Annotated in this window: 14 protein-coding genes; 8 read left to right on the plus strand and 6 right to left on the minus strand. The window is 23.9% G+C overall.

Annotation, left to right across the window (positions count from 1 at the left end):
• The first annotated feature begins 5 nt into the window (after positions 1-5).
• Genes U744_RS0102025 through U744_RS0102035 form a run of 3 tightly spaced genes read left to right on the plus strand, consistent with a single transcriptional unit; the run spans position 6 to position 2,501 of the window.
• Positions 6-974, plus strand: coding sequence for a DHH family phosphoesterase (locus U744_RS0102025; RefSeq protein ID WP_025755429.1), 969 nt, complete (start codon positions 6-8; stop codon positions 972-974).
• A gap of 1 nt (position 975) precedes the next feature.
• On the plus strand, positions 976-1,950 hold the full coding sequence (locus U744_RS0102030; RefSeq protein WP_025755430.1) for a DHH family phosphoesterase: 975 nt from the start codon (positions 976-978) through the stop codon (positions 1,948-1,950).
• Positions 1,951-1,952: 2 nt separating this feature from the next.
• Positions 1,953-2,501, plus strand: coding sequence for a thymidine kinase (locus U744_RS0102035; protein ID WP_025755431.1), 549 nt, complete (start codon positions 1,953-1,955; stop codon positions 2,499-2,501).
• Positions 2,502-2,531: 30 nt separating this feature from the next.
• Here U744_RS0102035 and U744_RS0102040 read toward each other — a convergent pair whose 3' ends face one another.
• Together U744_RS0102040 and U744_RS0102045 are read right to left on the minus strand one after the other, a co-directional pair.
• Complete coding sequence (locus tag U744_RS0102040) at positions 2,532-4,007, minus strand: ATP-binding cassette domain-containing protein (RefSeq protein WP_156921617.1); 1,476 nt, start codon at positions 4,005-4,007, stop codon at positions 2,532-2,534.
• 130 nt (positions 4,008-4,137) lie between these two features.
• Complete coding sequence (locus U744_RS0102045; RefSeq protein ID WP_025755433.1) at positions 4,138-5,721, minus strand: ATP-binding cassette domain-containing protein; 1,584 nt, start codon at positions 5,719-5,721, stop codon at positions 4,138-4,140.
• 395 nt (positions 5,722-6,116) lie between these two features.
• Here U744_RS0102045 and U744_RS0102050 point away from each other — a divergent pair, with 395 nt between their 5' ends.
• From U744_RS0102050 to U744_RS0102070, 5 genes are all read left to right on the plus strand, one after another.
• Complete coding sequence (locus U744_RS0102050) at positions 6,117-7,103, plus strand: hypothetical protein (protein ID WP_025755434.1); 987 nt, start codon at positions 6,117-6,119, stop codon at positions 7,101-7,103.
• Positions 7,103-7,939: a nucleotide exchange factor GrpE gene (gene grpE / locus U744_RS04510; protein WP_025755435.1), complete on the plus strand. Its 837-nt coding sequence runs from the start codon at positions 7,103-7,105 to the stop codon at positions 7,937-7,939. Before U744_RS0102050 ends, grpE begins: the two co-directional genes overlap by 1 nt.
• 86 nt (positions 7,940-8,025) lie before the next feature.
• Positions 8,026-9,825: a molecular chaperone DnaK gene (dnaK, locus tag U744_RS0102060; protein ID WP_025755436.1), complete on the plus strand. Its 1,800-nt coding sequence runs from the start codon at positions 8,026-8,028 to the stop codon at positions 9,823-9,825.
• A gap of 121 nt (positions 9,826-9,946) precedes the next feature.
• Positions 9,947-10,453 carry an NfeD family protein gene (locus U744_RS0102065; RefSeq protein WP_025755437.1) on the plus strand — a complete coding sequence of 169 codons (507 nt, stop codon included), beginning with the start codon at positions 9,947-9,949 and terminating at the stop codon, positions 10,451-10,453.
• On the plus strand, positions 10,447-11,334 hold the full coding sequence (locus U744_RS0102070) for an SPFH domain-containing protein (protein WP_025755438.1): 888 nt from the start codon (positions 10,447-10,449) through the stop codon (positions 11,332-11,334). The genes U744_RS0102065 and U744_RS0102070 overlap by 7 nt, the downstream gene beginning before the upstream one ends.
• Before the next feature lie 117 nt (positions 11,335-11,451).
• On the opposite strand, the gene U744_RS0102075 is transcribed toward U744_RS0102070, so the two are convergent.
• The 4 genes from U744_RS0102075 to U744_RS0102095 all read right to left on the minus strand — a co-directional run.
• Positions 11,452-11,886 carry a PTS sugar transporter subunit IIA gene (locus U744_RS0102075; protein ID WP_025755439.1) on the minus strand — a complete coding sequence of 145 codons (435 nt, stop codon included), beginning with the start codon at positions 11,884-11,886 and terminating at the stop codon, positions 11,452-11,454.
• Positions 11,870-12,994: a mannitol-1-phosphate 5-dehydrogenase gene (locus tag U744_RS0102080; protein WP_036431781.1), complete on the minus strand. Its 1,125-nt coding sequence runs from the start codon at positions 12,992-12,994 to the stop codon at positions 11,870-11,872. The genes U744_RS0102075 and U744_RS0102080 overlap by 17 nt, the downstream gene beginning before the upstream one ends.
• Complete coding sequence (locus U744_RS04210; protein ID WP_025755441.1) at positions 12,981-14,516, minus strand: PTS mannitol transporter subunit IICB; 1,536 nt, start codon at positions 14,514-14,516, stop codon at positions 12,981-12,983. Before U744_RS04210 ends, U744_RS0102080 begins: the two co-directional genes overlap by 14 nt.
• Positions 14,517-15,094: 578 nt before the next feature.
• Positions 15,095-16,237 (minus strand): hypothetical protein (locus U744_RS0102095; protein WP_025755442.1); only part of this gene is annotated, 1,143 nt, incomplete at its 5' end.

The raw sequence follows: 16,237 nt of genomic DNA on the forward strand, positions 1-16,237 counted from the left end.
AAAAAATGATTATAGGAAATTTACAAATAGTCAAAACAGCCATTGAAAAATATAATTCAATTATTATTTTTCATCATATTCGTCCAGATGGAGACTGTTTAGGATCGCAATTTGGATTAGCTGAATTGATTAAAAATAATTATCCAAATAAAAAAGTATATTGTGTTGGAGATAATGTTGGAGTTTATGATTTTATGAACTTTAATTTTACATCAGTTGAAAAAATTGATTTCACCAATTCACTTGCTATTGTAGTTGATGCTTCCTCAGGCAATAGAATTGAACAAGCTAATTTACTTTATGAAAATAAAACTACCGCTAAATTAAGAATTGATCATCATCCAAATGAAAGTGATATCGAATATGATTATGTTTGAGTTGACGAACATTATGTAGCTGCAGCAGAAATGATTGCAATGCTTGCACATGAATTCAAGTGAAATGTAACTACAAGAGCTTCTGAGTTTATTTATTTAGGCATTGTTACTGATTCGGGAAGATTTTTTTATTCAGATACTAGTGCTAGAACTCATCAATTAGTGGCGTTTTTGATGAAAAATGGATTTCATCCGCAAAAAATATTAAAAGAACTTGCCAAACGTTCATTTAAAGGAATAAAATTTTCAGGTGAAATTTTAAGCAATTTTAAAAAATCTGGAAGAGTTTTATACTTTGAGGTAACATCACAAGTGCTTGAAAAATACAATATGGATTCTTTAACAGCAGCAACTTATGTTAATGATTTAGCCAATATTGAAGATAATGCTTGTTGGGCATTATTTATACAACTTGAAGATGGAAAAATTCGTGGCAGATTAAGATCAAATGGACCATTAGTTAATAAAGTAGCTAATGAATTTAATGGTGGTGGACATGATAATGCAGCAGGAATTACTTTGAATTCATGAAATGAAATCCCATTAGTTTTAGAAAAGTTAAATCAAGCAATTAAAACTTATGAAAGTAATAAGTAATATGCAAATAGGTTCTTTAAAATTAGTTACCACTAAATTACTTGAGTATAATTCAATTGTGATTTTTCATCATATTCGTCCAGATGGAGACTGTTTAGGATCACAATTTGGATTAGCTGAATTAATTAAAGTGAATTTTCCTGATAAAAAAGTATATTGTGTTGGGGATGCAAAAAATACTTTTTCATTTTTAAACTTAAAGCATGATTTAGTACCAAACAAAAAAATTTTAAAACAATCATTAGCTGTTATTGTTGATGCAAATTTTAAAGAAAGAATTGAATCACGGGAATTACTTGATGAAAATTTATTTGCTGAAATTGTGCGAATTGATCATCATCCAAATGATGATGATCTTGGGGATAATACAACTCGTTGAGTTGATAGTTCATATGTAGCAGCTGATGAAATGATTACAGAAATTGCATTTGTTAATAACTGAATTATTACAGAGGCAGCAGCTAATTTGTTATATCTTGGAATTAACACTGATTCAGGAAGATTCTTATATAACAATACTAGTGCAAGAACTTTAGAGTTAGTTGCACATTTATATAAAAATAATTTAAATGTTGATTTTATACATAAAAATTTAGCAGCAACTTCGCTTGAAGATTTAAAATTTCAAAGTTGATTACTTTCTACTTTAAAAACTCGTGATGGAGTTGCTTATATTCAAAATAGTTACTTAGATACAATTAAATTTAATAAAACACCTCAATCTTCTGTTCGTCCTAATTTGATCGCCAATATTAAAGGATATCCATTGTGAGTGCAATTTACTGAAGAAGAAACTGGAAAAATTAGGGTTGAGTTTCGTTCAAATGGACCAATAGTGAGAAATGTAGCCATTAAATGAGGCGGCGGAGGACATGAAAGAGCATCAGGAGCTATTATAAATTCATTTGAACAAGTTGAAGCAGTTATAGATGACTGTAAAATAGAAGTTGAAAGATTTTTAAACTCACAAATATAATGATGTTTTGAAAAGATACTAAAGGTTCGCTTGAAATTATTACTGGACCAATGTTTTCAGGCAAAAGCGCTGAATTAATTAAAAGATTAACTATACTAAAAATTGCTCAGGTTAAATTTATTGTTTACAAACCAAGTTTTGATACACGTTTTGGGAATGATATAATTGTAAGTCGCACTGGATCTAATTTAAAAGCAATTTCAATTTCAAATAGTAATCAAGTTTGAGATAGTTGAACCAATGAAATTAAAGCAGTTGCTTTTGATGAAGTGCAGTTTTTTGATGAAGAAATTTTAAAAGTAATTACAATTTTAATTAATAAAGGTGTTAGAGTAATTGTTTCAGGTCTTGATATGGATTTTGCTGGTCGCAGTTTTACTATCACCCGAGAATTATTAGCTCAAGCTGATGAAGTAACCAAATTAAAAGCAGTATGCATGAAGTGCTATGAACAAGCATCTCTGTCATATCGAAAGGTTAAATCTCAAGAACTTCATCTTTTAGGTGATAACGAATATGAGGCTCGTTGTCGTAGATGCCATAAGCTTTAAATATTATTAAAATCTTAGTATATTCTCATACTAAGATTTTTTAATTTCTAATGAATTTAGATTTAAAATTTGATCAAACAATTGTTTTTCTGTTTTAGTTAAATGATGTGAAATAACAATAACTATTGAATTATTTTTTTTAACAACATTTTTTAGTATTGTAAGACGAGTGTTTTGATCAATTCCTGAAAGTGCTTCATCCAAAATTAAGATTTGACGTTTAAAATAAAATCAGCGAGCTATTTTTATTCTTTGTTTTTGTCCAGTTGATAATAAATCAAAATCTTGATTTAAATCAAAGTCAATACAACTTAATTGAGCTGCTTTTTTTAGTTTTATTTTGTCAATATTTTTTTGATACAAAGTAAGCACTTCTTTAGCTGAAGATTTATATTCAAACTCTTCATTAGTTAAATAGATAATTTGACTGTATAAGTTATAAAACATTTCTTGAGTAACTTGTTTGTTGTTAAATAATAAATTTCCTTTATAGTTTTTTTCAGTTAATTCATTTAAAATAATTTTTACTAAACTAGATTTGCCAATTCCAGATTTTCCTTCAATTAGATATTTATAATTTAAATTAAATTGATAATTAAAATTTTTAAAAACTAATCTATCATTAAACTGCAAATTTAAATTATTTATTTTAATTTCATTTATTGGTTCAAAATTTCAATTTGTTTCATTGTTTGAAAATTTAATCTCCTCAATTTGTTTTTTTAAATTATTTATAATTTTTATTTCTTTAACATTTTCAATTGTATCTTGAGTACTTGTTTTCATGGCACTAAAAATATGTTCAGAAGTAGATAAAAGTAGTTTATTAATTGGATTTAATAAAGTAATTATTGAAATAGAAATAATACTTAACTGATTGATTGTAGCATTGATTAATTGTTCAATAAAATTGTAATAATATTTTTTTTGGTACATTTGAAGATTTAATTTATTAATTTTAGTAAATGACTTAGAAGACTGAGCTTGAAAATTATAAAGTTTATTATTTCAATAAAAATTTTTAAAATTACTAATTAGGTTAGTAAATCTTGATATTTCACGTTCTTTATTTTCTAGCATAATTTTATTTTTTGCTTTATTTTTTTTAGTTGAATAAATAGGAAAAAAATAAAAAAATAAAACTAATACAATAACTAAAGCAAGAAAAATTAAAATCCATGGAGATAATACAAATGAAAGAACGATAATAAATACAAATAATGAAATAAAAATAACAACATTTCAGACAATATTGTAATATGTGTTTAAATAAGAATTAACATATGAATTTAAATTTACTTCTAAATTAAATATATATTGAGTGATTTTTTCTTTTTTAATATATTTTGGTTTACTAAAACTTATTTTTTTAAAAATTTCTGCTTTTTTGTTAATTAAAAGAATATTTATTTGTTTTTTAATTAACAAATTAACAATTGCTCATAGTGACTGTCAAAAAATTTCAATCATTAATGAAATTCCTTGATAAATTAAAAATTTTGACATTAAATCATTTGAAAATATAAATAAAACCTTTAAGGCATGTAATTGAAAATAAATTGATAAAAAAACTAAACAGTTTAAAAATAAAATAAAAAGTATTAAAAATCATGAATATTTATTTTTCAAAATTATTTTATTCACTTTGTAACTCCACAATTAAATTAAATTTGTCAAGATCATTTTTTAAATGATGAGAAATTTCAATATATATCTTTGATTTTTTCATTAAAATGGATCTAATTTGTTTTGTTGTTTTTTCATCAATATTGTTAAATGCTTCGTCTAAAATTAAAATTTTATTGTTTGTATTCATTAAAATACGAGCTAAATTTAGTCTTTGTTTTTGACCTTCACTTAAAACATTTGCTTTTAAATTTAAATTTTTAAATTCTTTTAAATTTAATTTTTCTAAGATTGAATAAATTACATGATCATTAACAGATTCATCAAATAAAGTTATATTATTTTTAATTGAATCATCTAAAACAATATTTTCTGAATCAATTAAAGTTATGTTGTGAACTATATGTTCATTTGTAATTTCATTAATATTTAAATTATTTCAATAAATGTTTCCTGAAAATGAAAAATCTGTGTTTTTAGTTATTAGATTAGTTAAAAGAGTTTTTCCAACTCCAGAAGGACCTATAAAAGCAACCTTATCATTTTTTTGAATTTTAAAATTTAGTGGTTTAAGTGTTTTTTCTTTAATTTTAAATGATAAATTTTCAAGAGTTAAATTTTCAAAATCAATTTTTCATTTAGTATTTAATTTTTCTTCTTTTTGATAAAAATCATTAAGTTCATTTATAACTTGTTTTGCAATTTTAAAAGCAGGGAAGGTTCTAAAAATATCTATAATTATTTTAGATCAAGAAGAAATTAAAATAAATGAAATAAAATAAATTGAAAAAGTAAAATTAAAAAGTTTAAAATGAATAAAATAAGATATTAAAATAATTGGAATAGCAATACAAACACTCAAAAAGATTTGATTAAAAAAATCAAGTCATGAAAATTTTAAATTACTTAATTGAATTTTTTTATGATTATTTTTTAGTTTTTTAAATAATTTTATAAATCATTTTTTACTTTTATTTAAGTAAAAAAAATCGTTATGTAATTTAAGAAAAAATTCAATTTTGTATCGATTATTTTCTTCTAAATCAATTGTCTGGTACTCATATTGAGACATTTTAAAAATAGTAAAGTTAAAATATAAAATTAATAAAATTCCAATAAAAATTGATATAAGACCCAAAATTCAATTAAAGTAAAAAAGTAATCCAATTAATACAGCAAATTTCAAACAATCTTCAATTAACAAAAAAATAGGTTCATAAAAATAGTTTGAAATTTGTTGTGGAATTTCCTCAGAATAATAAAGAATTTCTTCTTGAGATTTATGAGAAATTTGAAAAGGTGTGTTTGTTGAAATGTTTTTAATTGTTTCTTTTGTAATTTCTAATTTAATTTTTATTAATATTTTTTTGTAATTAATTTTATATCAATATTTTAAAAGTATATTAAATGTAATAAAAATTAATGAAATTAATGAAAATAATAAAATTGCTTTAATGTTTTTTTCATTTTTGAAAATTAAAGTAAATATTTGATAAGTTGAGAAAAATGAAAATCCAAAAATTAAATTTTTAAGTAAAGATAACAAAGATAAAGCTCCAACATTTCATTTAAATTTGAAAATTTTATTTTGCATGGTGCTCCTATTTTTTATTAAATTTAGTGATTTTTTAAATATATATAAAAGTACTTTTGCAAAAATAAAATAATAAAATTAAAAAATATTTTTTATTAATCTAAATTTAACATAAAAAAGTTTTTAAACTAATAGTAATAATAATTAAAAAAATATCTGTTTAAATAAAATGTTTTTAGTATTTTTAAATATTTTTAAAAAATCATTCAAAAAACAACAACAGTTATTAAGTTATTGCTTGTAATGTAAAATTTGAAAAATTTAATTAAAATGCTAAGCTCATTGTTTAATAATTATATTACTTTTCAATTTTTATTATTAAACGTTAATTCTTTTATGTTTAAAAAATTTAGCAATTTAATTATGGTTTTGCTAATTTATGCTAAAATTTTAACATGAGCAATCTTAGTATTAAGCTTGAAGATATTTTAAGTGCAACCATTGAATTGTATATTGAAACCAACCAACCAGTAAGTAGCGACAAACTAATTAAAAGCAAAGGAATAACTTATTCTAGTGCTAAAATTCGCTACCTAATGAATGATTTGGAAAAACAACAATATCTAAAAAAGTCTCATTCATCAGCTGGCCGAATTCCAACACCAAAAGGACTTAGTTATTATGCAAAATATATAGCTAAAGCTAATGAAAATCAAAAAATACTTGAGAAAAAAATAAAAACAACTTTTTATGAAAAAAAACAACTAGCAAATATTACTATTTCACAAGCTGCTGAAACAATTTCAGATGTAACCGGACTAACTTTAATTACTACTAAATTTGACAAAAATTTAATTTTGAAAAGCATTGATTTAGTTCCAATTAATAATTTTACAGCTACTACTGTTATGGTGCTTTCAAATGGGGAGGTACATTCGAAAATAATTTCAATTAAAGAAGAAGAAATTAAAATTAAAGAGTTACAAATTGCTGTAAGAGTTTTTAAAGATTATTTAGTGGGAGTTCCACTTGAAGATTTAGTTGAAAAAACTTTAGAATTAAAAGAAATTTTAAAAGAACAAATTTCAAATTATCTAGCAGTAATTAATCAATTTATTGAAAATATTTTTAATATAAAAAAGAAAAATAACATTTATGGTCGCAATGAATTGATTTTAAGCAAACAGTTAACAAGAGAACAAGTAAAAGAAATTATTGATTTTGCAGAAAATTTTTCAATTTGAGAAAAAATAGAAGAACAATTAGACAAACAAGATGATTTAAAAATTTTAGTCAATGATAGTAGTGCTTTCATTACAAAAAGAATCAAAAGTTCAAATGGAACTACTGAAATTTCAGTAGTTGGACCACAAAATAGTGATTTTAAAGAAATGAAAGCAGCACTATTTGTTTTTGAAAAATATATTAAAAAAGGAGAATAATGAAATTAAAACAAATACAAATTGGAGATGTTTTAAATGGAGATTTTAAAGCAACTCTAAATGAACAAATAATCGAACAATTATCAGGATTTAAAAGTATTGTTATTGGAGATGATGATTTAAAAATTAAATTAGATGATTTATTGATTGGTAAAAAATACAAACGTAGTTATAGTTTTGAAATCAAAATAGATAAAGAACATTTAGAACAAACTTGAGCTGGACAAACAATCAAATTAAAAATTGAAAATGCAAATATTACTAAAAAACCCAAAGAATCTTTAGAGGATACTTTGAAGCAAGAAAATGAAAAATTAATAAATGAAAATAAACAATTGCAAGAAGAAATAAATAAATTAAATTTAAAGTTAACTGCAAATGAATTTATATTTAAAGAGAAAATTTTGGAGGCAACTAAAAAAGCAAATGAAACAATTGAAGCTAAAAAATTAGAAATAGAAGAAAAATATAAAATCTCAAAAGAGGAAAATAAAAAATTTGTGCTTCAAAATATGCTTGAAGAAATTGCTACACCTTTAAATAATTTACTTCTAGCAGTTAAAGCAGGTGAAAAATCTGAAATTGATCAAGTAAAAAATTACTGCTATGGATTCAATTTAGTTATTAAACAATTTGAGAATGCTTTAAATAATAACAATGTGGAATTTATTAACCCTGAAATTGGCACTATTTTTAATTCAGAGGAACAAGAGGTAATCGAGACAGTAACAAGTGAAGAACACCAAAATGAAGAAATTTTGCAAGTTACAAAATTTGGTTTTAAATTAAATGGTCGAGTAGTGGTTCCAGCACAAGTAAAAGTAAATGTTAAATAATTTTTAGCAATAAAATAATTGTACTGCTAAAAATTGTGTTATAATTAAATTGTTAGTTACATAAAAAATTTTAAAAAGGAGTTAAAATGGCAAAAGAAATTGTATTAGGAATTGATCTTGGAACAACTAATTCAGTTGTTTCATTTATTGAAAATAAAAAACCAGTTGTTTTAGAAAATCCAAATGGAAAAAGAACAACCCCATCAGTTGTTGCATTTAAAAATCAAGAAATTATTGTTGGAGATGCTGCAAAACGTCAAGTAGAAACCAACCCAAATACTATTGTTTCAATTAAACGTTTAATGGGAACAAATAAAACTGTTAAGGCAAACAATAAAGATTATAAACCAGAAGAAGTTTCAGCAATGATTCTTTCATATTTAAAAGATTATGCAGAAGCAAAAATTGGTCAAAAAATTAAAAAAGCAGTTATTACAGTTCCAGCTTATTTTGATAATTCTCAACGTGAAGCAACTAAAATTGCAGGGCAAATAGCTGGACTTGATGTTCTTAGAATTATTAATGAACCAACTGCTGCTGCTTTAGCATTTGGACTTGAAAAAACTGATAAATCAATGAAAGTTTTAGTCTATGATCTTGGTGGAGGAACTTTTGATGTTTCTGTACTTGAACTTGAAAATGGAACTTTCCAAGTGCTTTCAACTAGCGGAGATAATCATTTAGGAGGAGATGATTGAGATCATGCAATTGTTGATTGAATGATCAAGGAAATTAAAACTAAATATGATTTTGATGCTAAATCAGATAAAATGGCAATGGCTCGTTTAAAAGAAACAGCAGAAAAAGCCAAAATTGATCTTTCTGCACAATCAGTTGCAACTATTAGTTTACCATTCTTGGCAGTAACAGCAAATGGTCCAGTTAATGTTGAACTTGAACTTAAAAGAAGTGAATTTGAAGCTATGACAGCGCATCTTTTAGATCGTACAAGAAAACCAATTGAAGATGCAATGAAAGAAGCTGGGTTAACAGCAGCGGAATTACATGAAGTGCTTCTTGTAGGTGGAAGTACACGTATGCCAGCAGTGCAAGATTTGGTTAAACGTACTTTAGGCAAAGAACCAAACCGTTCAATTAATCCAGATGAAGTTGTTTCAATTGGAGCTGCAATTCAAGGAGCTGTTCTTGCTGGTGATATTGAAGAAGTGCTTTTACTTGATGTAACTCCTCTTACTCTTGGAATTGAAACAAGAGGAGGAATTTCATCACCATTAATTGCAAGAAATACTACTATTCCTGCAACTAAATCACAAATTTTTTCAACTGCAGCTGATAATCAAACTGAAGTTACTATTCGTGTAGTTCAAGGTGAAAGAGAAATGGCAGATGATAACAAATTACTTGGACAATTTAATTTAGGAGGAATTGAACCAGCTCCTTCTGGAATTCCACAAATTGAAGTTACTTTTTCAATTGATGTTAATGGAATTACTACAGTAACAGCTAAAGATTTAAAAACTAATAAATCAAATACCATTACCATTCAAAATTCTTCAAAACTAACAGATGATGAAATTCAAAGAATGATTCGTGAAGCTGAAGAAAACAAAGAAGCTGATGCAAAACGTAAAGAAGAAGCTGAAACTATAGTGCGTGCTGAAACTTTAATTTCTCAAATTGAAAAAGCAAATAAAGAACAAGGTGATAAATTAGATGCAAAAGCAAAAGAAGAATCTGAAAAATTAGTTAAAGAATTACAAGAGTTAATTAATAAAAAAGACATTCCAACTTTAAAAACTAAACTTTATGAAGTTGAAAATGTAATGAAAAATTTTGCAAATTATGCAGCACAAGCTAAAGCAAATGAAGAAACATCAAATGAAAATGCTTCACCAAATGAAGATGAAGCTACAGTTGTAGAATAATTTACTTAAAAACAGCTACAAAGCTGTTTTTTTAATTAATCATTTGTTTATATAATTTTAATATTATTTAAGTTTAACTAATTGTATATAATTGTAGTAAATAAAAAAGAGGTTATAATAAATGCAAATTCAACAAATAGTTTTAATTGTTATTTGAGTCACCATTTTAGTTGCATTTTTAATTTTAGAATTTTTTACTGCGGGTTTTTGAAGTTTTTTGGTAGGTATTAGTGCAATTATTCCTTTATTTATAGCAATTTTTTCAGATAATTCAATTGGATTAGTTTTTGGTGAAATTACTATTTTTATTGTCAGTGTTTTAATTTTAGAAATATCATGTTATAAATTTATTAAAAAACGATTAAATAAAACTAAATTTCGTGGACCAGTTGAAGATTTGGAATATACACCTCCTACCGAACTTTTAAAAGATAGTTATGAATATGGTTTAAAAAATCCAATTTATGGAGAAATTATTTTAGATAACAAAAAATATCGTACTCTTTCTCAACATGGTGAGGGAATTATTAAAGCTGGAGAGTATGTGCAAATTGTTGAAATTAAAGGCAATACCTTAATTATTAAAAAAGCAAATGAATTCAAAAATAAACAGGAGTCAAAATGATAGGATTAATTATTGGATTATCAATTCTTTTTTCAATTTTATTCGCAATAATAGTTATTGTTGCAAGTAAAATTAAAATTGTATCCCAATCAGATTTTTATATTGTTGAAAGAATGGGTAAATATCATAAAACTTTAAAAACAGGAATTAGCGTTTTAATACCATTTATAGATAGGGTGATATTAAGAGAAAATTATAAAGAAAAAGTACTTGATTTTCCAGCGCAAGATGTAATTACAAAAGACAATGCAACTATCAAAGTTGATACTGTAATTTACTATCAAATTACAGACCCTAAACTCTATGCTTATGGAGCTGAAAATCCAGTTCGTGCAATTGAAATTTTATCATCTACTACATTAAGAAACTTGCTTGGTGAACTTGAATTGGATGAAACATTGACATCGCGAGATAATGTTAATGCAAAATTAACTTCTATTTTGGACACAGCAAGTGATTCATGAGGAATTAAGGTTCATCGTGTTGAGTTAAAAAATATTATTCCACCTTTTGAAATTCAAACAGCAATGGAAAAACAAATGCGTGCAGAAAGAGAAAAAAGGGCATTAATATTAGAAGCTGAAGGTAGAAAACAGGCTTTAATTTTGAATGCTTCAGCTAACAAAGAAAGTGCTATTTTAGAAGCTGAAGGAGTTAAACAAGCTAAAATTTTAGAAGCCGAAGGACAAAGAAAAGCACTTGAATTGATTAATTCAGTTCAAATTAGTTCAAATGTTTTAACTCTTCGTTCACTTGAAGAACTTGGGAAACTTGGGAATGGACAAGCAACTAAAATTATTTTGCCACCTAATTTAACTAATGTGGCTCAATATATGGCAGCTGGTGCTGAGATATTTAATTTAAAAGATAAAACAAACAAATAGATATAATTTAATTTTCATTTGGTTTTTCAACTTAATATATTATAAAAAACAAAATCTCATAAAACTACTACTTGAAAAGTAGAGGATAAAAGATTTTGTTTTTTTAATTTTTAATTGTTAAATCAAAAAATTATAAATATCTTCAGGTTTGATATCTTTTTTAAAAAGTAATTGTTTAACTTTTTGTTCATCTAAAAAAGCAATTCCAATTTTAGAAATAAAGTTTATCTGTTCATTAGGAAACACAGCAAGACCAATTACAATTTTAACATCTTGATTGTCTCATTTAATAGTTTCTTTTAAATGCATTATAACTAATTTACTATTTTTAATGAATTGTTTTGAATTTTCTGTACCATGAGGAATTGCTAAATAATTTCCAAGAGCAACTGATGTTTTTTGATCTCTTAAGATCATTTCATTATAATATTCTTCTGTAACAGCATTATTTTTAAAAAAATAATTAAAAACAGCTTTTAAACAATCTTGTTTATTTTGTAAATTTTGATTTACAAAAATATCATTAATTGTAAAATTACTTTTGTGTTTCATGTCTTAGTTCCTTTATGTATTTTACAATTAACTTTATATCCAAATTTTCAAATAAAGTGTTATTTTTTAAAAATTCCTCAATTTTGTTTGTATCATTGATATATTCTTGTAACTGTTGTGACTGTTGATCATTTAAATTGTTATAAATAATTACATGAGCTATTATTTTTAATAAATCATTAACAGAAAAATTATGTTTTTTTAACAATTTATAAGCTAAAGCAAATCTCTCAGTTGAAGAAAGTTTTAAAATTGGATTTCGAGTTAATCTTTCATTGTTATCTCTTAAATTTAAATCAAAAATTCTTTTTAATGAAACTTGATAGTATTTGTTTAATTCTAGTAAACTTAGCTCTTTAAATTCCTTATTTAAAGCAATAATTAATTTTTTAAAAATGTCATTAGTTAAAGTCATAATTTCAGCATTTGATTGTACTTGATAAGTGTAAATTATTTTTTTGTTAAAACCTTGATATCCCAAACAGGAATGGAGCAAATTAACTAAAATAAGTTTTTTATTAACATAGGCATCTAAATTATCTGTATAAATACATTTTTTTAATTTATCAATAGAGCTTGGTCAATTATTTTGGTCAAATACTACTTCAAAAAAATTTTCACCTTTAACATTTAAATTATTATTTAAATTTTGATTTGAAATAATTTTATCAACCACTACATCAACAAAATTAATGTTTTGTGTAATTTTAGAATTAAACATTTTTTTAAATTGAGAAGAAATTTTATATCCATTTTCAAAACAAATAATTGTTTGCTTTTTATTGGAATTTAAAAAATGTTTTGTTAATTTATCAATTAAGTATTTTAAATTATTAGACCCAATTGAAGTGGTAATAAAATCAGCATCTGCAAGTTGATTAAATAATTGATTTTCATCAATTTGAATTGCTTTAATGTTTTCAATTTTATATAAAATTTCATCAGATAAATTTTTAACATTATATTTATTTTTTTGATTTATTTGATTGACTAAATTTAAATTTTTATCAACTAAAACAATATCAATTTCATTTTCAAAAAATAATGGCACAATTAGTCCACGTCCAATATTGCCAGCACCAAAATGAACAACTTTAATTGCTTTCATTTTTAATTTGCTCAATTATTTTTTGATATTCTTCTTTTGCTAAAAAATTTTTTAAAATAAAATACTTAGCATTTTTATTTTTTTCTAGTGCACGTTGGTATAAAGTTTCATTGATTACAACTACTTTTTCATTTCCATTCATGTCAGTGATGCTTTTGTGCTTTACTTCAATTTCATTTAAGTTATTTTCTTTAAGCAATTTTCTCAAAATTCCATTAGCCATAGCTGAAGAACCCATGCCAGCATCACAAACAAAATAAATTTGCGAATAATCAATTTTTTTTGTTGAATTTAAGATATTTTTTGATTCATTTTTCATTTGAGTTGTTTTATTTATTGCTTGCTTAATGTCAATTTCTTTTTCATGATATTCCTTTTTGAGAAGTTTATAAATAAACTTTTTGAATATTTGAAATTTAAAAATTAAAAATGAAATAAATAAACTTGCAGTAGCTGAAGATACAATTCCAATAACTAGACCGGAAACTGAGAGACCAGTTTTTTCTACTTGTAAAAATTGTGCAATAATTGAACCTGGAGATACAGGAGCTACTGCACCAACATCAAATAGCTGGAAAATAGAATTTCCAACAACTCCACCTCCAATTGCAGCGAAAATAAGCATTGGTTTAGCTAAAATAAATGGAAAATAAACTTCATGAATTCCACCAAATAAATGAATAATGCCTGAAGAACCTGCTTGAGCCTTGCTAGTTTTATCTTTTGAAAATAGAATATATGCTATTAATATTCCAAAACCTGGTCCTGGATTACTTTCAAGTAAAAATAAAATTGATTTACCTGTTTCTTTTGCAATTTCTGTTCCAATTGGCGTAAATACTCCATGATTGATAGCGTTATTTAAAAATAAGACTTTAGCAGGTTCGATTATAAAAGATAAAATTGGGTATAACTTGTATTTTTCCATGGACTTCACTAAAATTCCAAGACCTTTAGTTAGATAAGATAAAGAGTAAGTTGAACTATAAAATGATATACACACTAAAATAAATCCTAAAATTCCTAGATAAAAATTATTAATTAGCATTTCAAATCCAGGTTTAATTGATTTAATTCAATATTTTTCAGTATGTTTTAAAGTAAGAGCAGCAAGTGGAACAAAAATCATTGCCCCTAAAATCATTATTGAACCACCTTGTTTTTCTAATTCCATAGTGTTTTTAATGTCAATATTGTAAATAATTGATTTGTAAATATTTGACTGTCCAGCAGCTATTACTGATGCTGTAACTAAGGCTCCAATAACAGCTCCTCTAGTTCCATATATTTTTTTACCACCTAAGAAACCAATTAAAATTGGTATTAAGTAAATAATTCCAACTCCAACAAAGCCTGAAAGGTCTTTATTTGGAAGTCATCCAGTAGGAATAAAAAAAGATGTTCCCAATCCTCACGCAATAAAAATACCAATAATTGGCATAATCATTGCCGCTAAAAATCCACCAAAAACTTGAAATTTTACTTTTGTTTTAAAAAAAAATTTAATTAATGAATTTTTCATTTACTATTTCCTTTCCACATTTTCTTTTTAAAGAATTAATGTGTTTTTATGTTAATAAAAAAAAAAAAAAAAGAAGTAATTGGAATAAATTTAACTTTTATTTCACATTTAAAATTAAATTTAATTCAATTATCATTGAATGACAAAAAATTATTAATATTTATTGAACCTACATATTTTAAAATTAAAAATTTGTTAATTTAAATAACAGTTTGATTTATTAAAATTATTTATTCAAGCAATTAATAGTAATAAAAAACAAAAACAAAAATTTAACAATTAATTTAATTATTTATTTTGAAAAAAATATCAAGTTTTTAGTAATTTTTAATTTAAAAAACCTCACAATTAAAAAAATTTTTAATTGTGAGGTTTTTTAACATAATTGTTTTGATTGTTATTGATTTATTTGATAGTCTTTAAATTTAAAACATTTTTAAAATTTGAATTTGTACAAAATATTTAGTGTTATCATTTATTTTATTAACTTTTTAGTTAAGTTTAATAGTTTGAAATTTTTCAAAAATAAAATTCTATAAATTATTTACTAATTTTAAAGTTTTTAATTTTTAAATATATTAAATACTTTGAATTTTTTGTTCAAGAGTATTATTTTCACTAGATAACTGTTCTTTTTTGGTTTGTTTTTCTGAGTTGGAAGCATCACCTAAACTGTCTACTAATTTATTAAGTTTATCTATTGATTCTTTTAGTTCAGTGATTTTATCTATATTTTTAAAAGCTTCAAGTAATTTTTGTTCATCAAAATTTTCAAGATTTTTCATTTCTTCTTCAATTTTTTTGATTTTATTATCAAAACCTTCTAAACTAATATTGTTAATCTTTTCTTGTTTTAATAAAAAGTTTTCTATTAAATCTGCTGTAATTTTATTTATTTTTCCTTGATTTTGAACAATTGTTTTTGCTATTTGATTTAATTGCATTTTTTGATCTACAAGATCTAAATATTGATTAAATTCATTTTTTAATTTTTCAACTTGTTTTTGAATAGTGCTATATTTATTGTTTTTAAAATATTCAATTAATTTTGTAAGTTCATTTTCAGCTTTTTCTTTTTCTTTAGCAATTTCTCCTCTTATTTCATTGAAAAGATTTTCAGGAAATATAAGCGGATTATAAGGAAGTGATAAAGAAGATGATATGACTAGTAATTCTAAAATTCTACCATCCAAGTTTTCTTTTAGCTTTTGAATTTCATCTATATTTTTCAATGTTTGATCTACTTCTAATTCATCAAATTTATTTTCTTTATCTAATAATTTTTTAATTACTTCTAATTTATTGTTAAAATTATCAGAATTAACATCAACACCTTTAAGGATATCATTAACTAAGTTTTCAAAAATTTCACTTGTTTTTTCTTCTAGTTTTTCATATTGTTCAAAAACTTTTACCACTTTATCTTTTATTTTAGCTTTTGAAACTACATTGTTCATTTGTTTTTTAAGATCATTTTGTATAGCTTCTAATTCTTTTTGAATTTCAAGATATTCATGAATTTCAAGATATTCAAATAAATTTGCTATTTTGTTTTCGATTTTTTCTTTGTATTTTGCTAATTTTTCATCATTTTGATTAGAAGACTTTTTAGACATTTCTTCTTTTAATTTATTTAGCTCATTTTCAATTTTTTCTTTAGATGTTTTTTCATTATCTATTTGACTTTTCAATTTCTTTAATTCGTTTTCAATTTGTTCTTT

The sequence above is a fragment of the Mycoplasmopsis cricetuli ATCC 35279 genome, from assembly GCF_000526955.1.
GTDB classification, from domain to species: Bacteria; Bacillota_I; Bacilli_A; order Mycoplasmatales; family Metamycoplasmataceae; genus Mycoplasmopsis; species Mycoplasmopsis cricetuli.